Here is a 21371-nt window from a genome sequence, read left to right on the forward strand (position 1 = left end):
GGCATAATCACCCTGTACACTAAACTGTTTTCGTTAATAAAAACATAAATCATGAAACGCAATTTATTTATCAGGTCGTTAGTTACTGCCGGGGCATGCGCTGCAGTACCTTTCTATAGCATTAGTAGTACGCTTAAAAAGTTCAGGCAAAAAACCGATTTTAAGGTAGATGCCGCCAAAGACGAATTTGAACATCCAATTAACCTGTTCGAGGGAGATACATTTTTCACCAAAGTATCCTCAAAAGATACCGACGGCGACTTGTATGTATATGAATCTGCCAGGGTTAAAAAAGGCGGCCCAAACCTGCACAAGCACTATAACCAGGATGAATGGTGGTATATACTGGAAGGAGAATTTATGATAAAGGTTGGCGAAACCGTTTATAATGCAAAGCCAGGCGACAGCGTATTTGGCCCGCGGGGAGTACCACATACTTTTTCTAAGATTGGCGAAGGAACCGGCAGAATGATCACCACTTTTCAACCCGCAGGTAAAATGGAAGAATGCTTTCAAGCCATTAGCGCAGGCGCTATGAAGGGCAAGACAGAAGCAGAACAAGACCAGTTCAGGAAAGACCACGGTTTTGAACGCGTAGGCCCAGCATTGGACTACTTTAAGAAACTGTAACAGAAACTAACTGAGCCGCCCTACTACTTGTAATGAACGTTTGTAAAATTTGAAAACAAACGGATGTTTGGTGCCCGGTATATAGCAGATTAATCTTTATCTATCCTTACCGTTTCCATTGCAGTAAGTTCGACAGTAAGGTTTACTGATCTGCCGTTGGCCGCCCGAGTGCGGTGCAGCATGTTTTTGGGTACGGTTGCCATTTGTCCTTTATTAAGCTCTAAGGTGCCTTCTTCCAGATCAAGCAGCAAGACGCCTTCTACTACCATGAATGTTTCGTCGGAATTAGGGTGATAATGCCAGTAGAAATCGCCCGTCATGATGCTCATGCGTATCACATGATCATTAAGATGGGTAAGTGGAAAGTTTCGATAGTTTTCAGATGTGGTACCGGTGCGTTTGTTGATGTCGGTAATGTCTGTTATCGGTAAAGGCATAAGTTGTGTTAGCTTTCTGTATATAAAGGAGGTTTGATGTACATTGTTTGCTATTGGTAACGATAGCATTCTGAATGATTCGATAGGCTCACCGGACACTTCACCACTTGTAAGTCTGAGCTTGTCGAAGACCTCATATACCTCGCTAATGGTTCGACAGGCCCACCACGACAAAGTTATTTTTAGTGGCATAAAAAAAATCCCGGCCAAACTGACCGGGATCCTGATATATTATCTCTATTCCCCCTTCAGGGGGTTAGGGGGTTACTTAGCTAATTCTTCTGCCATGGCAGCGCCAATTTCGGCAGGAGATTCTACAACGCGGATACCGCATTCGCGCATGATCTTCATTTTGGCGGCAGCAGTATCGTCGGCACCGCCAACAATAGCACCAGCGTGGCCCATACGGCGTCCCGGAGGCGCTGTTTGGCCGGCAATGAAACCTACAACAGGTTTAGTGCCATTTTCCTTTATCCAATGTGCAGCATCAGCTTCCATGTTACCGCCAATTTCACCTATCATGATAATACCGTGCGTATCCGGATCTTCCATCAAAAGCTTAACAGCCTCTTTGGTTGGGGTACCGATGATCGGGTCGCCGCCAATGCCAATAGCAGTAGTAATGCCCAAACCGGCTTTCACCACCTGGTCTACCGCTTCGTAAGTAAGCGTACCAGATTTGGAAACTACACCTACGTTACCTTTTTTGAAAATAAAGCCTGGCATAATACCAATCTTGCTTTCGTCGGCAGTGATAATGCCCGGGCAGTTAGGGCCTATCAGGCGGCTATCCTTGTCGGCAAGGTATTCTTTAACCTGTATCATATCCTTTGTAGGGATACCTTCAGTAATACAAACTATAACTTTAATGCCGGCTTCAGCGGCTTCCATAATGGCGTCTGCAGCAAATGCAGGCGGAACGAAGATGATAGATACATCGGCACCAGTTTCGGTTACCGCGTCTTTTACGGTGTTGAAAACAGGCCTGTCCAGGTGTTTCTGGCCGCCTTTACCTGGGGTAACACCGCCAACAAGCTGTGTACCATATTCTATCATTTGGGTAGCGTGGTAGGTACCCTCGTTACCTGTAAAACCCTGTACTATTACTTTAGAATCTTTGTTTACGAGAACGCTCATTGGCTTTTGATTTTTGTATGGCAAAGCTAAAGTTATTGCCCTTAAAGTCAAATTAAATTTTAAGCCTCAAAGCAGGGATGTGCTCTTTATTTACATTAAGGTTAGGGAACGCTACTGAAATGGGCGCAGCCAGCGCGTTTACCAGCAGCAGCAACAATAAAGGTAAGATAAACAAACCCGCTAACGACAAAAATATAAGTGCTGCCATTACCCGGTAAAGCCGGGATCTTGGCCTTGGTTTAAAGGCAGAAACAGGTTTCATATATACAGATAAATAGGTTTACCGGGGCTGGTGTATGTTAAACGGCTAATTTGCCGCATTTGTTTCTTACCAACAATCAAAAGTTATCAACTTGTTAAACAATGTTAAACAAAATGGTTGTTTACATACCAGCAGTTAATTTTACAGTGTATGAAATACCTGTTGGTGCTGATATGTTTAACGGTTTCCACGAATATTAAAAGCCAGACCCTTACAGGACGGCTGATTGACCAGGAAACACGTTTACCACTAAAATATATTTTTGTTACCTCGTCGTTGGGTGGTGAATTCACAGACGAGGGCGGTAACTTCACGGTCAAAGTACGTAACTTTTCTGATACAGTACATATAAATACGATGGGTTATGAAAGTTTTAATCTACCAGCCGTGCTATGGGGTAATTTCAGGAGGGTAATACAACTTAAGCCTAAGCCTATTGGCCTGAACGAAGTAAAAATAATGGCAAAGCGTAACTACTTTAAAGATTCGGTAAGCTTGCGAAGGGAGTTTGCCAAACAATTTGGCTACGCGGGCCCAAAGTTGACGGATGTATTAAGGCCTACAAGCAGCAATGTGCCCTTCGCCTTTGCAACGGTTGATCTGCTGAGCTTATTTGGAGCGCTTACAAAAAATAAAAACGCGCAAAGCAGGTTACAAAAGCAATTGCTGAAAGATGAACAGGCCAGGCATATCGACAGGCGTTTTAACCAAAGCATGGTAACCCGTATTACCAACCTGCAGGGTGACTCACTTGAGAATTTCCTTTCCGGGTACCGGCCTTCATCGGCGCTGCTGGACAAGCTAAGCGACTATGATCTCATCCTTTACGTACGCAAAAGCGCGGCAGAATTCCGCTCCGGCAAAAGGAAAAATCAGGAAAATATTTTTACTAAAAATAACTGATTGGATTCCCGTCTTCAGACCCTAAAAAAATGTGGTTTTTGCAGATTTTTGTCTGTATAACAAGCTAAAAACTGCGTTATTTAACGGCTTTTCAGGTTTTAGCAATTTCAGGTGGGCAAAACTCTTTCTCGCTTTTTGCAACTACAATGGTAGCAATACCGTTGCCGATGACATTGGTGATTGCCCGTGCCTCGGACATGAAACGGTCTACCCCGAGGAGTATGGCCACGCCTTCAACCGGTATCACTTTTATAGCTGCTAAGGTTGATGTCAGCACTATAAAACCACTCCCGGTAACACCAGCAGCCCCTTTTGAGGTTACCATCAGTATACCAATTATGGTAAGCTGCTGTGCCAGAGAGAGGTCTATCCTGAACACCTGAGCCAGGAATATTGCCGACATAGAAAGGTAAATGGTGGTGCCATCCAGATTGAAAGAATACCCGGCAGGTATAACCAACCCCACAACGGACCTTGAACAGCCAAATTTCTCCAGTTTTTCCATCATTCCCGGCAGCGCGGACTCAGATGATGAGGTGCCCAGGACGATAAGTATTTCCTCCTTAATGTGCTTTAAATAAGACCATAGGCTGAATTTGTACAGATAACAGATGATGTTCAGCACCACAAAAATGAACAGCAGCATAGTGACGTAAACGGATGCCATGAGTAATGCCAGGGGCTTTAAAGTAGCTAATCCGTAAGTACTTATGGTGTACGCCATCCCGCCGAAAGCGCCAATGGGTGCTACCCGCATTACTATCTTCATGATGTTGAAGAATACCTTGGAAAGCTTGTCAAACGTACTGATAACTAACTGACCAGCAGTACCCATCTTGCTCAAACCAAAGCCGAACAGAATAGCAAAAAACAGTATTTGCAAGATGTCACCTTCGGCAAAGGCTTTAAAAAGATTACCGGGTACTATGTGGGCGAAAAACTCGCCCCATTTCATCTCGGCGGCCGCTTTTTCATAGCCGGCCAACTTTGCGGCGTCTACAGTATGATGAGTGTTTATGAAGTTTGCTCCGGGTTTGATAATATTTGCAACAGTTACCCCTATCACCAGTGCAAGTGTGGTGACTAACTCAAAGTACAACAGCGCCTTACCACCTACACGACCCACCTTTTTAACATCGTTCATACCGGCTATGCCAAGCACAATGGTGAAGAAGATTATAGGTGCAATCAGCATGGTAATCAGGCTAATAAAGGTTTTACTGATCAGTTGCGCTGTAGGGCCAATATCAGGTACAAACAACCCGGCCAGTATACCAAGCACAATAGCCAGAAGTACCTGAAAGGTAAGATTACCAAAGATGCGTTTCATGTAAAACAAGTATACGACTTTGCTATTGCATAGCACCCAAATGAGTGAAATTGCAAGCAAAAACCACACTTAATCGCACTAAAAAGATTGGTAAAGACCAGCGTAGAATTAAATTTTACCGGTTATGCCGTTGTACATCATCTGGGCAGCCAATACAGTAACCACAACGGCAAATACCCAGCGAAGCCAGCCTGATGATTTAGTATGCACCAATATTTTTGATCCGCTCAGGGCACCCAATAGTACACCGATAACCACAGGCATAGACAAGCCAGGGTCTATATAACCTCTTTGCAAATAAACTACCGCACTGGCTGCAGCAGTTACACCTATCATGAAATTGCTGGTAGTAGTAGATACCTTAAAGGGTATTTTCATGATGGTATCCATGGCAATTACCTTTAGTGCGCCCGACCCGATGCCGAGCAACCCGGAGATTACACCGGCAAACAACATCATGAAAAAACCACCGCCTACCCGCGTAACACCATATTTAACATCGGTTCCGCTTCCGTTGGGATAACTGCCATAGAGCTTAAGCTTTTCCGCCAGGAAACTTGGCTTTTCAGTAACGCTTTCCGCTTTTTTACGGAGCGACATGATTGCAGAAAAGGTAAGTATCACACCAAATAAAATGGCAATGTATTGAGTTGGTACATAAACAGCCAGCAAAGCACCGGCAAGGGCGCCAATGGTAGTGGCAATCTCCAGGAACATGCCCAGTCGTATATTGGTTATCCCTTCTTTAACATAAGCCGCGGCCGAACCTGATGACGTTGCAATTACCGACACCAGCGAAGCCCCTATAGCATAGTGAATATCAACCTTCAATAGAAGAGTAAGCAACGGTATGATCACCACCCCTCCACCAAGCCCGGTTAGCGAACCCAACAAACCTGCCACGTAGGAGCCAATTAAAATGATAAGCGTGAATAGAATTACCGACATCCGGAGGTATAATGGTGAACGGCGTAAAAGTAAGATAAGTTTTTTAGATTAGACTTCAAACAGGTTAAACTGTAATATCTTTGAAGCGCTTATGGGTTACAAGAGTTTACAAGCCTGCATCGCCGATCTCGAAAAACACGGACACCTTATCCGCATAAAGGAAGAGGTAGACCCGCATTTGCAAATGGCCGCTATCCACCTCCGCGTGTACGAACATGAGGGGCCTGCCATATTGTTTGAAAATGTAAAAGGGAGTAAATTCCAGGCGCTCTCTAATCTTTTCGGCACTTTGGAACGCTCGAAATTTATCTTCAGGGATACGCTCGAGAAGATACAAACACTCGTGGATATCAAGAACGATCCTATAAAGGCTGTCCGAAATCCATTTAAATACGCTAATACTGCACTTACAGCAATATCTGCGTTGCCGTTAAAACTGAGTAGCAGCACCATCCGCAATTTCGAACGTACAACAATAAGCGAGTTGCCACAGGTGGTTAACTGGCCTATGGACGGCGGACCATTCGTAACTATGCCGCAGGTGTATACCGAAGACATCGATAAGCCGGGTATCATGAATGCTAACCTTGGCATGTACCGCATACAATTCGGCGGGAACGATTACGTGCAGGATAAAGAAATAGGGCTCCATTATCAGCTTCACCGGGGTATCGGCGTGCATCAAACCAAGGCAAATGCAAAAGGCCAACCATTAAAGGTGAGCATTTTTGTAGGTGGGCCTCCTTCTCATCCGGTAGCTGCCGTGATGCCTCTTCCTGAAGGTCTTTCGGAAATGACGTTTGCGGGAGCCTTGGGTAACCGCAGGTTCAGGTACTTTTATGATAACGAAGGCTTCTGCATATCTGCCGACGCCGATTTTGTGATCACCGGAACGGTTATGCCGATGGAAAATAAACCGGAAGGTCCATTTGGCGACCACCTGGGCTACTATAGCCTTAAACATCCCTTCCCGCTAATGAAGGTGCATAATGTTTATCACCGTAAAGATGCGGTATGGTCGTTCACCGTAGTGGGCCGCCCTCCACAGGAGGATACCAGTTTTGGCGCGCTTATACATGAAATTACCGGCAGTGCATTACCAAAAGAAATTCCAGGCCTGCACGCTGTTAACGCGGTTGACGCGGCTGGTGTACATCCACTGCTGTTTGCCATCGGCAGCGAACGTTACACTCCTTATGTAAGCGGACGGCAACCTCAGGAGATTATAACCATTGCTAATCATATCCTTGGCAAGGGACAGCTAAGCCTGGCCAAATACTTGTTTATAGCAGCTAAGGAAGATGATCCTGCATTGAATGTAAATGATATAGAAGGCTTTTTAAAGCATATTCTGCAGCGGATAGACCTGACCCGCGACCTGCATTTCCATACCCGTACCACTATTGACACCCTCGACTATAGCGGCGACGGGCTTAACAGCGGTAGCAAGGTAGCCATTACCGTTGCCGGTGAGATAAAACGGGAATTATGGAATGAATTGCCGACAACCTTTAATTTGCCACGACCTTTTACAGCATACAAAATGGCCATGCCTGGCGTATTGGCTGTTGAGCTTCCAAAAAATATAAGGAGCAGCGATATGGAGCTGATGCTGGAGATTTTACAGGAACATTTAGGCAAAGCAGAACTAAACGGGCTACTGCTGATTGTGTTATGTGATGATGCTGCATTTACTGCTCAAAATATAAACAACCTGGTATGGGTAACCTTCACCCGCAGCAATCCATCACATGATATATACGGCATCAACAGTTTTACCGAACACAAGCACTGGGGCTGTCGCGGTCCGCTTATTATTGATGCACGGATAAAGCCGCACCATGCGCCTGTGCTGGAACGCGATCCTGCTACCGAAAAGCTAGTGGATGAAATGGGTAAAAAAGGTGGCGCATTACACGGCATTATATAAAATCAGCCCGTATTATTCCTCCTGCTTAAAAGCTCTAGTTCAGGCTGTCGGCATCACTTAGTAATCAACTAAATTATTATCTTAGCGTCCTTTTAAATAATTGGTAGATGAACATATTTTACGGAACGGGGGTGGCCATAGTAACCCCTTTTCAGGCTGATGGGCGAGTTGATTTTGATGCCTTGGGCAGGATTATCGAACACCTTATTAGCGGCGGAGTGGAGTACATAGTATCGTTGGGTACTACAGGTGAGAGCGCTACTTTAAGCAAGGACGAAAAGAAGCAGGTGTGGGAGTTCACAGCCAAAACCGTAAATAAACGCGTTGCACTTGTGGCCGGCATTGGCGGCAATAATACAGCAGAAACTGTTGCCGAGTTTAAAGCGTTCAACATTGACGGCTATGATGCAATTTTGTCTGCCAGTCCGCACTATAACAAACCTACGCAAGAAGGTATATATCAGCATTACAAGGCTTTAGCGGAAGTTTCTCCGCTGCCCATTATACTTTATAATGTACCAAGCCGTACCGGGAGCAGTGTATCTGCCGAAACTACTGTTAGGCTTGCGAAAGATTTTAAAAACATTATTGCCATTAAGGAAGCATCCGGGAATTTCGATCTGCTGAACCAACTGATGAGGGACAAACCAGAAGACTTTTTAGTGATCTCCGGTGATGACCCTATCACGCTGCAGATGATGGCGATGGGCGCTGTTGGTGTAATATCAGTAACCGGCAATGCCTTGCCAAATAAGGTTTCAAGCATGGTTCGTACTTGTTTAACGGGTGACTATAAGGCTGCACATGCTGCACATTACGACCTTATTGAATTTACCCGGCTGATGTTTACTGAAGGAAGCCCTGCAGGTGTAAAGTCCGCTTTAAAAACGCTTGGCATTGCCGGCGACACTGTACGCCTGCCCCTGGTTGGTGTTAGCGACACAACTGCTCAAAACATCAAAAAACAAATTGAACTTATAGGTTAATACCAATTGCTAATAACAAAACAAAAAACCCGGCTTGGTTAGACCGGGTTTTTTGTTATTGAAGTAAACGATGTTGCTTCGGAATAATTACGCTTGGTTTTTAGACTCTTGTATTTCAAGACGGATAGCCTGAGCTAAGTTTTTAAGATCCTGCATGCCTTTACGAACACGTGTACCAGCAGCGCTGTTTCCCTTGTTATAAAATTTGTCGGCATCGGCTTCTAGGGATGCAACCAGTTCTTTTACTTCAGTAAATTTTTTCATTGTGAAACTCCTTTAAATTTTGAGGTTTATTGTTTTAATTAAAGCTAATCTAAAGGCTTTTTTGTTAAATAAAAATTTTTCGACCACAAAAATAGTGGCTTTAAAGTGGTTTTTATCAACATTTTCCGCGGTTGGGAGACTCAGATTGTAACTGCAATTTAAGATACAAATCCTATATACTTAAATATACCTCAAGCGACTTTACAAATATTAAATCATGAGAAAATATATTTACTTAAGGTTGCAAATAAAACTTATAAGCATTTTATTACCGCACAAGCAACAAAAAAGCCGTGCAACAATGCACGGCTAAACTTTTAATATTTAAGACTAACTTAATTGCAAGTTATGCAATTGCCATCTTGTTTTCTCTGTAAGAACCGGCCTTAAGCTTGCCTGCAACCTCGCTAAAAGCGCTGAGGGTGCGTTCTACATCTTCCAGGGTATGCATTGCTGTAGGTATCAGGCGCAGTTCTATAAGCCCTTTAGGTATTACCGGGTAAACTACTATAGAGCAAAATATGCTGTAGTTTTCACGCAGGTCCATTGTTAGGCTGGTAGCTTCGTTGAGGTCGCCCTTAAGGAACACCGGCGTAACCATCGTATCAGTTATACCAATATCAAAGCCATGTTCTACCAGTCCATTCTGTAAAGCTTTCGCAATCTCCCACAACTTTTCTCGAAGTTCGGGTTTTGATTTTAACAGCTCAAAACGCTTCTTCAATCCAAGCACCATGGGCATTGGCAAAGCCTTCGCAAATGTTTGCGAACGCATGTTGTAGCGTAAATAGTTGATGATCTCCTGGTCAGATGCTACAAAAGCACCTATGCCCGCCATTGATTTTGCAAAGGTGCCGAAGTACACATCCACACCTTCAATACAATCCTGTGCTTCGTGAGTGCCTGCACCCGTTGCGCCCATAGTGCCAAAACCATGCGCGTCATCAATCAGCAATCGGAAATTGTATTTATCTTTTAACTTAATGATCTCCTGTAACTTGCCCATTGCTCCGGACATGCCAAATACACCTTCGGTAATTACCAGGATAGCACCCCCGGTTTGTTCAACCAACTTAGTTGCCCGCTCCAACTGCTTTTCACAGCTCTGTATATCGTTATGCTGATAAACAAAACGTTTACCCATGTGCAACCTTACACCGTCAATAATGCAGGCGTGAGATTCGCCATCATATACAATAACGTCGTTACGGTCAACAAGAGCATCTATAATAGACACCATTCCCTGGTAACCGTAATTCAACAAAAATGCTGCGTCTTTGCCCACAAATTCAGCCAAGCCATTTTCCAGTTCCTCGTGGTGCCTGGTGTTGCCAGACATCATTCGGGCACCCATAGGGTATGCCATGCCATAGTCTGCAGCAGCCTGCGCATCTGCCTCACGTACCTCCGGATGGTTGGCTAACCCGAGATAGTTATTTAAGCTCCAAACCAGGTGCTCTTTGCCATTAAACATCATGTGCGGATGTATCTCTCCCTCCAGCCGCGGAAACGAAAAGTAACCGTGCGACCATTTCTGATGCTGCCCTATTGGGCCACCCATAGTTTTGTTTATTTTTTCAAAAAGATCCAAAATGATGTTCCCTTAAAAATGATTAATGTGCAAATATAACCCTTACAACGGGCGTTCTCAAACGTTATTACTTTTTATAATAGTTTATAACCAAACACGATTGCCTTTATAACAAAAAAGGGGGCACGAAAACGCGCCCCCATAATTTATAGATTGTAGCCCATGGCAACAGACTAATCTACATTATCGTGCAGGAACGAATTATTGTTCTTGATTTCTGTTTTGCCGTCACTATCAGGCATCAGCGAAAAACGGGATACCTGGCTCTCGTCGCTTGCTGGTGTTTGCTGCAAAGCAACTTCTTTACGCTTGTAGGCTGGCACATTTTCCAGTTCCTGTATGTTTCCATTACGCAGTTTCATGCTCAGATCTTTTAAACGCATGATACGTTCACGCGACCTGCGAAGCTGCTCTTCTATTGATTCATCTGTTTTATTTTCGTCAGCACCAACAACAGGTTCTGGCTCTGGCTCTGGTTCCGGCTGCTTTGGCTCTGCAACAGGTGCAAAGTTCATTACAGTTTCGGTTACCTTAAAGGTAAATCCGCTTTCTTCCGGCTCCTCTTCAACAGGTGCCTCCTCTTCCGTAAGGTTAAACCTGATTACTTCATTCTGGTCAGCTTTGTCCTGCTCTTCTGCTTTTGCAAACAGGTCCAACAGCGCAGTTTGCTTAGGCATCTCCTTTTTGATAAAAGGTTGATCCATTGCATCTGCTTCAACTTTTACCGGGTTGATGAACTCGTTCACCGGTTTAACCAGCGGTGCGTTCTCAGGTATAAGCATAGAGACTACTTTTTTATTGCTGTGCTCTTTATCTCGCTCATCCTTAGTTTGGAAACCAGTAGCAATAATAGTTACAGAAAGATGGTCACCCATGTTCTCGTCCTTACAGTTACCCCATATCAGGTCGGCGGCTAAACCGGCTTCTTCCTGTATATAGTCGGTGATTACTGTAACTTCGTCCATAGTTACTTCTTTCTCACCAGAGCTGATGTTCAGCAATATGTAGCGGGCACCTTCAATTTCGTTATCTTTTAATAACGGAGATGAAAGCGCACCTTCTACAGCTTTAAGCGCGCGGTTCTCACCTTCGGCGCTACAGCTACCCATTATACAAACACCGCTATCTTTCATTACGGTGCGCACATCCTTAAAGTCAACGTTTATATAGCCTGGCAGCGTAATGATCTCGGCAATGCCTTTTGCGGCAGTGGTCAAGATATCATCAGCTTGTGCAAACGCAGAGCTCATGGTAAGGTTACCAAATATCTGGCGCAGGCGATCGTTTGATATCACCAGGAACGAATCGACGTATTTACGCAGTTCTTCCATACCTTCTTCGGCCTGCATACGGCGACGTTTACCTTCAAAGGAGAACGGCGTAGTTATAATGCCTACTGTAAGTATATCCAGTTCGCGCGCAGCCTTTGCTATGATAGGGCTTGCGCCTGTACCGGTACCACCACCCATACCTGCTGTGATGAACAGCATTTTGGTGTTGGAGCCCAGCATCAGCTTTATATCATCAATATTTTCTATAGCCGAATTTTTGCCCACTTCCGGTATCGAGCCAGCGCCCATACCTTCTGTTAAACTCGCACCCAGCTGCACCTTGTTTGGTATTGGGCTAAGCTCCAGCGCCTGGGCATCGGTATTACAAATAATAAAGTCGACACCCTTAATGCCTTGCCTGTACATGTGGTTTACTGCGTTCCCGCCACCACCGCCAACACCAATAACTTTGATGATTGCCGATTTTTCCTTTAACATCTCAAACTGCATAATCCTTGTTTTTCAGCTATTTGTGGTTTGATGATTTGATAGATTTTCTTATCGTAATATTAGGATATTTTCCACATGGTTTATCCACATTTGTGCATATGTGGATAATTTAATTATTGTGAATAAATATTAACCTGTCCTACTTCAGGAAATCTTCGTCCTTGATATCATCCTTTATAAACTTCTTTCCCGACTCTAATATTTTACCCAGCAGGCCAAATTTACGGTCATCGGTGTACTTGGCTTTTTCTATTTTGGCGGCAACTGGTGCTGTTTGTACAACACCATCGTACTCCATCTTTTGTATGCCCTTAATTAATAAGCCTATACCTGTAGCAAACGTAGGGCTTTGCAGCTCTTCGTAAATTGTCTTAGGCAATACCTCGTTTTTAGCAAGGTGCTCGTTAGGGTATCCAATGCGACAGTCGAGGCCGGTTACATACTCAATTAATTGAGTAAGGTGCTTTAACTGCGCACCACCGCCGGTTACCACAATACCGCCGATCAGCTTCTTTTCGTAACCTGAAGATTTGATCTCATAGTATACATGTTCTATAATCTCTTCCATGCGTGCCTGTATTACAAACGCCAGGTTCTTCACAGATATTTCCTTTGGTTCTCGGCCGCGTAATCCCGGTACGCATACAATTTCGTTTTCTTTATTCTCTTCTGCCAATGCCGAACCGAACCTTACCTTCAACTGCTCAGCTATATTGCGCATTACAGAGCACCCCTCACGAATATCTTCCGTTACGCTGTTACCGCCAAATGGTATAACTGCAGTATGGCGAATGATACCTTCGTGAAAAATAGCAACGTCTGTTGTACCACCGCCGATATCCACCAATACTACCCCGGCTTCCTTCTCTTCATCACTTAATACCGACTCTGATGAGGCTAACGGCTCCAGTATAAGCTCCTGGCTTTCCAGCCCGGCTTTGTTAACACATTTTACTATGTTTTTTATAGCGGTAACCTGGCCGGAAATAATGTGGAAGTTAGCTTCCAAACGTACACCTGCCATACCGATAGGGTCCTTAACACCCGGTTCGTTATCTACTGTAAACTCCTGCGGCAGCACATGGATGATCTCTTCACCCGGAGGCATTACCAGGTTATACATATCTTCTACCAGCTTATCTATATCCTTACGGCCAATCTCTGTGTTAAGGTCCTTACGTGTGATAAGGCCGCGGTGCTGCAAACTTTTAATATGCTGACCAGCTATACCAACGTTTACTATACGTACCTCTACATTTGATTGTGTACCCGCCACATCTACTGCCTGCGTAATGCCCTGCACGGTTTTGTCGATGTTCGACACCATCCCGCGTGTAACACCTGCCGATTCGGCTTTGCCAATTCCTAATACCTCAATTTTGCCGTTTTTGCTGCGGCGGCCAACAATTGCGCAGATCTTGGTGGTGCCAATATCCAGCCCAACTACAATTGGCGAACTCTTTTCCTGTGTCGAACTCTTGTCCATATAAATAAGATTTTAAGTAGATGTCTTTTTTGTTGTCTTCTTCGCGCCTTGCTTTACTGCTTTGGCAACTGCCGGCTTTGCAGACGGTTTAGTAGCTTTAGCTTTTTCGGGCTGCTTTTTAGCTGCGGCTTTAACAACCGCTGGTTTAGTTACTTTAGCTACTGGTTTACTATTGCTTGTTGTGGTAGCTGATACTTTGCGTACCACAGGTTTACTTTCCGCAGCTTGCTTTTTCACTTCTGGTTTGGCAACATTACTACTAACCGGGGCCACTGTAACCGAATCTGTTGACGCAGCACTGCCAGCCATTACATTGCGTATAGAATCGGCAGTGGCTTTACGCGCCGCTTCTTTCTTCGCCATTGCTAACGAGTCCAGCAAGGTTTGGTTTTTTACGCCAATCACCTGGTTGGTATATTTAATATTGATCTGCTTATAAGCATCCCACCCTACCAACGGTACCGCTTGTTTGTAAAACGCTTTCAGATTATTAAAACGAACATCGAGCGAATCGGCATTGCCCAGTAATATGCGCTGGTTACCCACTCTTGGCACTAATTCTATTTCGTGATCCTGGTTAACGTATATCTGTGCTATTTGTGCGTCCCAAAGTGAATCTTTTCTGATGAAATCTGCAGTAGCAAATATCTGCTTGGCCAAACCGGTATGCAACGAATCAACCTTGTTGGCAAACAGCTCGTCTATGTACCCGTTAGCAGCAATTACACGTGCTGTAAAGCTTTGCGATAATGGCATTTTTAACCCATGTTGGTCTATATAAAAATCCTGATCAAACCGGTTCATTACGCGCAGTATTGGCTGGCGCTGGCTAACTTCTACCTGTATCACCCCATCCATATCCACGTATACTTTAGCAAACTCCACAAAAGGATTATTCTTAAGCCTTTCCTCTAACGCATGGATATCTATTGCTTCTATACGGCGGCCTATCAGCGTATGACTGTCCATCTCCAGAATATTGTCTACCTCCTGCCTGTCTATAAAGTAATGACTGCCGGGTATATATACCTTAATGGCCTTGCACACCACTTCAGATTTTTTTACCTCAATGAAACTCATAAGCACCACCAAGCCGGCTAAGCTGATAGTCCAGCCCAAGCCAATAAGCAGTGGTTTCCAAATGCGTTTCTTAAACATTTTCCAATACGTTTTTGAGCGGTTGAACAAGCTGGTCTATATCGCCTGCTCCTACGGTTAAAAGTAGCTCAGGTTTCTCAAACCGCACAATATCAACTGCTTCTTGTTTTCCACATTTCCGTTTAGCCGGCAATTTCATCCTGTCCAGCAACATATCACTGGTTACACTTGGTATGGGCAACTCCCTTGCAGGATAAATATCAAGTAACAGTAACTCATCCGCCATATCCAGCACCTCAGCAAAGCCATCGGCAAAATCACGCGTCCGGCTGAACAGGTGTGGCTGGAAAATCACCGTAAGTTTCTTTTGCGGGAACAGCTTTTTTACAGAAGATATAGCAGCTCTTAACTCTTCAGGATGATGTGCGTAATCATCTATATAAATGTGCTTTTCGGTTCTAACTATATATTCAAACCTGCGCTTAATGCCTTTAAATGACCCTAGAGCCAGTTTGATCGCATCAGCAGAAATATCTAACCTTAATGTAGCAGCTATAGCGGCTACGGCATTTTCTACGTTATGAATTCCGGCTATGCCCATCTTAATATTAGGGATGGAAACGACTGCACTGTTAAAATCAAAGTAAAAGCTGCCGTTCTCAATCCGGATGTTGGTTCCGTTAGCATCAGCATTTGTCTCAATGCCATAGGTATAGCCGCCATCCAGTGGTAAGCCTTTTTTACGGATGAGCACGCCACGCTCTTTAATCTGCGAAGCAAACAACCTGAACGACTCCTCCAATTGCGAATGATCTCCATAGATATCAAGGTGATCGGCATCCATTGAGGTGATCACTGCAGTATCGGGGTTGAGCGTAAGGAACGATCTATCGTACTCATCAGCTTCAACCACCACGATATCGTTATTACCGTACAGCACATTGGTATTGTAGTTGGATGATATACCTCCAAGAAATGCGGAACAATCCTTTCCGGAGTCTTTCAAAATATGGGCGATCATGCCCGATGTGGTTGTTTTACCATGGGTACCCGCAACCGCAATAGTGAACATCCCACGGCTGATAATGCCCAACACTTGAGAACGTTTCTGAAGATCGAAACCATTATTTCGGAAATAGTTTAGTATTGTCGAATCCTTAGGGATAGCAGGTGTAAAAATTATGAGGGTGCCATCGCAGGGCTTTTGGAAACTCATTGGTATCCAATCTGCCCTGTCTTCAAATATCACCCGTATTCCTTCGTTATGCAGCGCATCCGTCAGCGGGGTACTTGTTTTATCATATCCGCATACAACTGCACCCAAATGATGAAAATAGCGCGCAAGGCCACTCATGCCTATGCCGCCAATCCCTACCAGGTACACACGTTGTATGTTCTTTAATTCCATTTTGCTCTTTTAAAAAGGGCTACCCCCGCAACCGCGGAGGTTAGCCAGATTCAATTGTTGTTTGTTATTTGGATAACTTCTTTCGCAATTACATCATCAGCATCCGGCATAGCCAGCTTACCTATGTTATCGCTTAATTTCTTTTGCAAATCTTTATCGTTTAAAAGTTCAATTGCCTTGTCAATTAGTTGTGCTTCGGCATCGCGGTCGGCCACAAATATGGATGCGTTCTCGTGTACCAATGCAAGTGCGTTCTTGGTTTGATGGTCTTCCGACACATTTGGCGATGGCACCAGTATCACCGGTTTTTTTATAACACAAAGCTCTGCAATGGTACCAGCTCCTGCACGGGAAATAATTACATCAGCCGCGGCATAAGCCAGGTCCATACGGTTTAAAAACTCTACTACAGCTATGTTTGGGTGGATGTCTCTACCCAATTGTTCTAGTATGCTTTTATAATAGAACTTTCCCGTTTGCCAAATAACCTGCACATCGGCATTAACAATCTTGTCCAGTGCGGCTAGTACACTACTATTTAGGGTACGCGCACCAAGGCTTCCGCCGGTAATTAGTATGGTCTTTTTCAGGTTTGATAGCTTATATAGCTCCAATCCCTCCGTATGCTTACCGTCAATGTTAACGGAGTCCTTACGAATAGGGTTACCTGTTTTAATGATTCTTTCGGCAGGGAAAAACTTATCCATGCCGTCAAACGCAACACATATCTTTTTAGCTTTCTTGCCTAACCATTTATTAGTAATTCCAGCATATGAGTTCTGCTCCTGGATAAGGGTTGGTACTCCCATTACTGATGCAGCATATAACAGCGGACCTGATGCATACCCCCCAACTCCTACGCAAGCATCAGGCTTAAATTCCTTAATAATCTTTACTGCCTTAAGTACGCTTCCAACAAGCTTTATCGGAAACATAATGTTCTTGAGTATAGATTTACGCTGAATACCCTGTATATCTAAACCTATGATCTTGTAACCTGCAGCCGGTACTTTTTCCATCTCCATACGGCCGGTTGCGCCTACAAACAATATCTCCGTGGCTGGGTCAATCCTTTTTAACGCATTGGCGATAGAAATAGCCGGGAAGATATGGCCGCCGGTACCACCACCGCTAATGATAACACGCAGCGCAGCATCCCTTCCGGTTGTGGAGAGATTTTGATTGCTATTGTTACTGCCTTGTGTTTTCATCTATTACTCGTATCTTCTAAATTAATTTGTATTCGTTTAGAACCGGGACATTATGCCTCCCGTATTTCTCCTACAACAACTTTCCTTGGTTCATCAATATCCCTGCTCACTGACAGGATGATGCCGAACGCCACACTTGTGAACAATATGGATGTACCACCCATACTAACCAATGGCAATGGCACGCCAGTTACCGGACCTAAACCTACAGCTACAGCCATGTTAGCAAAAGCCTGAATGGTCAAGCTAAAACTTAAACCCGCCGCCAGCAATGCACCGAAAGCCTTAGGAGCTTTTGTTACGATCTTGATACACCTATATAGTAAAAATAGGTAAATACCCACCAGCATAAAGCCGCCAATCAATCCATATTCCTCAACAATGGTTGCGTATATAAAATCGGAATATGGGTGCGGAAGGTAGTTACGCTCGGTACTGTTACCCGGGCCTTTACCAACAAAGCCTCCGGTAGCAATAGCTATTTTAGAGTGATCGCTCTGGAATGACTTATCCGGATTGGCTTTTTCGGGATGCATAAAGGCTTGAATACGCGACACATAAGTAGCGCGCCTTGGGCCCAAAAATATCACCCCGGCAAGCAGCACCATACCCGCAAGGCACACTACAGATATTTGTTTGATACTAATACGGCCTATAATTAACAGCAGTATACTTACACCAAACAGCATGAGTGCCGTTGATAAATTTGCAAGTGCAATAAGTATAAATACGAGGCATACCGACCCCATGATAGGGATGAATGATTGTTTTACATCCTTTATGTTTTCCTGCTTACGCGACAGGGTACGCGCCAGGTAAGTTATCAATGCCAGTTTAGCCAAATCGGAGGTTTGGAAGGTTAGGCCCGTGCCCGGTATGGCTATCCAACGGCTTGCATCGTTCACATGGCTACCAAATACAAGCGTATAAAGTAATAGTGGTATGGTAATGATCATTAACAGTTTGGATATCCCCGCATACCAACGATAATCCAATCGGTGCGAAATATACATCAGCGCCAAACCACCAAACAACATAAACATATGTTTCATGAGGTAAGACTCGGCACCTGTATTGTGCTTATAAGCAATGGTGCCGGTTGAGCTATACACCGCCAGCAGAGATATTAACGATAGCAGTATGACTATAAGCCATATCCACCTGTCGCCTTTTACATTTTTTAATATCTGATCCATCCCTTTGTTAATTGACTAATGTTATCTGATTACAGCTCTTTAACTGCTTCTTTAAACTGCTTGCCCCTGTCTTCGTAGTTTTTGAACAAATCAAAACTCGCGCATGCTGGTGACAGCAGAACAGTATCCCCTTTAGCTGCCAGATGATAAGCCACCTGCGCTGCTTCAGATGCAGATGATGTATTTACAATAACTTCTACGTCATCCTCAAAAGCATCATGAATACGCTTATTGTCTTTACCAAGGCATACGATGGCTTTTACCTTTTGCTTTACTAAGTCGCGCAGCATACCGTAGTCATTACCTTTGTCAACGCCTCCCAAAATTAGTACAACATCAGTGGTCATGCTTTCCAGTGCGTACCAGGTGCTGTTTACATTGGTGGCTTTACTATCATTGATAAAGCTGATGCCTGATATTTTAGCCACAAACTCCAGCCTGTGTTCAATGCTGTGGAAATTGCCCATGCTCTCTCTAATCGTCTCGTTGCGCAACTCCAGTACTTTAGCAACAATGCCCGAAGCCATTGAGTTGTAAAGGTTGTGCTTTCCCTGCAGGGCCAGTTCGGTAATCGACATTTGAAAATGTTGTTGATGTAGATTTATGACAATATTGTCGTTTTCGAGATATGCTCCCGTTTCTATTTTCTTGGTTATTGAGAAGGGCAACTGCTCTGCAGCTATTTGTTTCCCCTCCATTACTTTAATTGTTTCAGCATCGTCTGCACAATAGATGTAAGCATCTTCGGCAGTTTGGTTTTGCGTTATCCTGAATTTGGATGCTGCATAGTTCTCCAGCTTGTAGTCGTAACGGTCCAGGTGATCGGGCGTGATATTCAACAACACCGCTATGTTAGCCCTGAACTTATACATATTGTCCAGCATAAAGCTGCTTATTTCCAGTACGTAGTGATCGTAAGCTTCAGTAGCTACCTGGTAAGCAAAGCTTTTTCCTATGTTACCTGCCAAACCAACATTCAATCCAGCGTTCTTAAGAATGTGGTAGACCAGGCTGGTAGTTGTTGTTTTACCATTGGAGCCTGTGATGCAAATCATCTTCGCATCTGTGTAGCGACCTGCGAATTCTATCTCGGAGATCACCGGCGTATTCTGTGCCAGTAACTGCTTAACTATAGGCGCTTTGTCTGGTATACCAGGGCTTTTTACCACTTCAAGTGCATTCAATATCAACTCTTGAGTATGGCCGTTCTCCTCAAAATCAATAGCCCAGTCCTGCAGTTGTTTCTTGTAATTATCTGCAATTGAACCAAAATCAGAAACAAACACTTCGTAACCTTTCTGTTGAGCAAGGTATGCAGCACCAACACCACTCTCGCCTGCGCCGAGAATGGCAATTCTTGCTCCGTTCGCCTTTTTTTGGGCGAAATCCTGATGAGCTGAACTGGTTGGTTGTGTAGACATTGTTTCGTATTCTATCTGATGCTATATTCTTTGCTACCCACTCGGTCGACTATCTATCTTAATTTCAATGTTATCACGGTAATTATGGCCAGCATAATACAAATGATGTAAAAGCGGGTAACGATCTTAGACTCGTGAAAGCCTTTCTTCTGATAATGGTGATGCAGCGGCGCCATCAGGAAAACACGACGGCCTTCACCAAAGCGCTTTTTGGTCCACTTGAACCACCCAACCTGTATCATTACCGAAAAATTCTCTACTACAAAAATTCCACAAAGCACCGGTATTAAAAGCTCCTTACGTATCATAATAGCGAAAACCGCTATTATCCCGCCTATCGCCAGACTGCCCGTGTCGCCCATGAAAACCTGTGCGGGGTAAGAGTTGTACCACAAGAAGCCTACACACGCACCTACAAACGCGCCTGCAAATATTACAAGCTCTGCAGAGTTTGGTATGTACATAATGTTCAGGTAATCGGCTATAAGTGTATTACCCGATACGTATGCAAGTATGGCTAATGTAAGTCCGATGATAGCCGATGTACCCGTCGCTAAACCGTCTATACCGTCCGTAATGTTAGCGCCATTAGATATAAAGGTGATGATGATTATGGTAAAAAACATAAATACTACCAGTGCATAATGCTCGTAACCCTTACCCAAAAACTTAAGCACCTTTCCATAATCAAACTCATTATTTTTATAGAAAGGCATTGTTGTTTTGGTAGACTTGATGTCCTGTGTATATACAGGTTTATCGCCCCGCATATGGAAACGAACAGGAACATCATACTTCACCGGTAACTGCACTTCCTGGCGGATGAGGATATTGCTGTTGAAATACATTGTAAACCCGATAAACAGTGCAAGACCAACCTGACCTGTTATTTTAAACCGACCTGCTAACCCTTCTTTGTTCTTTTTAAAAACTTTTATGTAATCATCCAAAAAGCCAATTGCACCCAGCCAGACGGTAGTAACCAGCATCATGATGATGTAGATGTTATCCAGCTGTGCAAAAAGCAAAGTTGGTATCAGTATGCCCAAAAGGATGATAACACCACCCATTGTTGGTGTGCCGGATTTTTGCATCTGGCCTTCCAACCCAAGGTTGCGCACTGTTTCACCAACCTGTTTAAAGCGCAAATAGTCAATCAACCTTCTGCCATAAACAGTAGTAACCAACAAGGAAACAATAACAGCCATTGCCATACGGAACGTGAGATATTGAAATACCCCTGCACCCGGAATACTGTAGTTTTTGTTTAAGTAGTTAAACAGGTAATATAGCATTGGCTAATTTGCTATGCAGATGCGCCAAGCGCATCTTGCAGATCTGTATAAATTTGG

General features: G+C 44.1%; 19 protein-coding genes. 4 read left to right on the forward strand and 15 right to left on the reverse strand.

Annotation, left to right across the window (positions count from 1 at the left end; translation table 11 throughout):
* Nucleotides 1–51 precede the first annotated feature (51 nt).
* Nucleotides 52–630, forward strand: coding sequence for a cupin domain-containing protein (locus tag DYU05_RS16355; protein ID WP_117384215.1), 579 nt, complete (start codon nucleotides 52–54; stop codon nucleotides 628–630).
* 89 nt (nucleotides 631–719) lie between these two features.
* Here DYU05_RS16355 and DYU05_RS16360 read toward each other — a convergent pair whose 3' ends face one another.
* The 3 genes from DYU05_RS16360 to DYU05_RS20940 all read right to left on the reverse strand — a co-directional run bounded on the left by DYU05_RS16360 (nucleotide 720) and on the right by DYU05_RS20940 (nucleotide 2466).
* The gene (locus DYU05_RS16360) at nucleotides 720–1067 is read right to left on the reverse strand and encodes a cupin domain-containing protein (protein ID WP_117384216.1); all 348 of its coding nucleotides are present in this window, start codon (nucleotides 1065–1067) and stop codon (nucleotides 720–722) included.
* 264 nt (nucleotides 1068–1331) lie between these two features.
* Nucleotides 1332–2204 carry a succinate--CoA ligase subunit alpha gene (gene sucD / locus DYU05_RS16365; RefSeq protein ID WP_117384217.1) on the reverse strand — a complete coding sequence of 291 codons (873 nt, stop codon included), beginning with the start codon at nucleotides 2202–2204 and terminating at the stop codon, nucleotides 1332–1334.
* A gap of 52 nt (nucleotides 2205–2256) precedes the next feature.
* The gene (locus DYU05_RS20940; protein WP_133300252.1) at nucleotides 2257–2466 is read right to left on the reverse strand and encodes a hypothetical protein; all 210 of its coding nucleotides are present in this window, start codon (nucleotides 2464–2466) and stop codon (nucleotides 2257–2259) included.
* Nucleotides 2467–2616: 150 nt separating this feature from the next.
* Between DYU05_RS20940 and DYU05_RS16370 the strand changes: the two genes are divergently transcribed.
* A complete protein-coding gene (locus tag DYU05_RS16370) occupies nucleotides 2617–3369 on the forward strand; it encodes a peptidase associated/transthyretin-like domain-containing protein (RefSeq protein WP_117384218.1) in 753 nt (250 codons plus the stop codon).
* Between the two features lie 91 nt (nucleotides 3370–3460).
* Here DYU05_RS16370 and dctA read toward each other — a convergent pair whose 3' ends face one another.
* Nucleotides 3461–4699: a C4-dicarboxylate transporter DctA gene (gene dctA, locus DYU05_RS16375; protein ID WP_117384219.1), complete on the reverse strand. Its 1239-nt coding sequence runs from the start codon at nucleotides 4697–4699 to the stop codon at nucleotides 3461–3463.
* 108 nt (nucleotides 4700–4807) lie between these two features.
* On the reverse strand, nucleotides 4808–5647 hold the full coding sequence (locus tag DYU05_RS16380) for a sulfite exporter TauE/SafE family protein (RefSeq protein ID WP_117384220.1): 840 nt from the start codon (nucleotides 5645–5647) through the stop codon (nucleotides 4808–4810).
* Nucleotides 5648–5738: 91 nt separating this feature from the next.
* Between DYU05_RS16380 and DYU05_RS16385 the strand changes: the two genes are divergently transcribed.
* A complete protein-coding gene (locus DYU05_RS16385; protein WP_117384221.1) occupies nucleotides 5739–7577 on the forward strand; it encodes a UbiD family decarboxylase in 1839 nt (612 codons plus the stop codon).
* Nucleotides 7578–7684: 107 nt separating this feature from the next.
* Nucleotides 7685–8563, forward strand: a complete 879-nt coding sequence (dapA, locus tag DYU05_RS16390) for a 4-hydroxy-tetrahydrodipicolinate synthase (RefSeq protein WP_117384222.1) — start codon at nucleotides 7685–7687, stop codon at nucleotides 8561–8563.
* An 87-nt stretch (nucleotides 8564–8650) separates the two neighbouring features.
* On the opposite strand, the gene DYU05_RS16395 is transcribed toward dapA, so the two are convergent.
* The 10 genes from DYU05_RS16395 to mraY form a co-directional block, all read right to left on the reverse strand.
* Nucleotides 8651–8827: a histone H1 gene (locus DYU05_RS16395; RefSeq protein WP_117384223.1), complete on the reverse strand. Its 177-nt coding sequence runs from the start codon at nucleotides 8825–8827 to the stop codon at nucleotides 8651–8653.
* 346 nt (nucleotides 8828–9173) lie between these two features.
* Nucleotides 9174–10418, reverse strand: a complete 1245-nt coding sequence (locus DYU05_RS16400; protein ID WP_117384224.1) for an aminotransferase class I/II-fold pyridoxal phosphate-dependent enzyme — start codon at nucleotides 10416–10418, stop codon at nucleotides 9174–9176.
* Nucleotides 10419–10591: 173 nt separating this feature from the next.
* Nucleotides 10592–12199, reverse strand: coding sequence for a cell division protein FtsZ (gene ftsZ / locus DYU05_RS16405; protein WP_117384225.1), 1608 nt, complete (start codon nucleotides 12197–12199; stop codon nucleotides 10592–10594).
* A 139-nt stretch (nucleotides 12200–12338) separates the two neighbouring features.
* A complete protein-coding gene (gene ftsA / locus DYU05_RS16410) occupies nucleotides 12339–13685 on the reverse strand; it encodes a cell division protein FtsA (RefSeq protein ID WP_205771917.1) in 1347 nt (448 codons plus the stop codon).
* A gap of 12 nt (nucleotides 13686–13697) precedes the next feature.
* Nucleotides 13698–14843, reverse strand: coding sequence for a cell division protein FtsQ (locus tag DYU05_RS16415; protein ID WP_205771919.1), 1146 nt, complete (start codon nucleotides 14841–14843; stop codon nucleotides 13698–13700).
* Nucleotides 14836–16191 (reverse strand): UDP-N-acetylmuramate--L-alanine ligase, encoded by a 1356-nt coding sequence (murC, locus tag DYU05_RS16420; RefSeq protein WP_117384227.1) that lies wholly within the window; start codon nucleotides 16189–16191, stop codon nucleotides 14836–14838. Before murC ends, DYU05_RS16415 begins: the two co-directional genes overlap by 8 nt.
* 50 nt (nucleotides 16192–16241) lie before the next feature.
* Nucleotides 16242–17402, reverse strand: a complete 1161-nt coding sequence (gene murG, locus DYU05_RS16425; protein ID WP_117384228.1) for an undecaprenyldiphospho-muramoylpentapeptide beta-N-acetylglucosaminyltransferase — start codon at nucleotides 17400–17402, stop codon at nucleotides 16242–16244.
* Nucleotides 17403–17452: 50 nt separating this feature from the next.
* Nucleotides 17453–18598: an FtsW/RodA/SpoVE family cell cycle protein gene (locus DYU05_RS16430; protein ID WP_117384229.1), complete on the reverse strand. Its 1146-nt coding sequence runs from the start codon at nucleotides 18596–18598 to the stop codon at nucleotides 17453–17455.
* 29 nt (nucleotides 18599–18627) lie between these two features.
* Nucleotides 18628–20019: a UDP-N-acetylmuramoyl-L-alanine--D-glutamate ligase gene (gene murD / locus DYU05_RS16435; protein ID WP_117384230.1), complete on the reverse strand. Its 1392-nt coding sequence runs from the start codon at nucleotides 20017–20019 to the stop codon at nucleotides 18628–18630.
* 53 nt (nucleotides 20020–20072) lie between these two features.
* On the reverse strand, nucleotides 20073–21314 hold the full coding sequence (gene mraY, locus DYU05_RS16440) for a phospho-N-acetylmuramoyl-pentapeptide-transferase (protein WP_117384231.1): 1242 nt from the start codon (nucleotides 21312–21314) through the stop codon (nucleotides 20073–20075).
* Between the last annotated feature and the right edge of the window lie 57 nt (nucleotides 21315–21371).

This window comes from Mucilaginibacter terrenus, from assembly GCF_003432065.1.
GTDB lineage: Bacteria > Bacteroidota > Bacteroidia > Sphingobacteriales > Sphingobacteriaceae > Mucilaginibacter > Mucilaginibacter terrenus.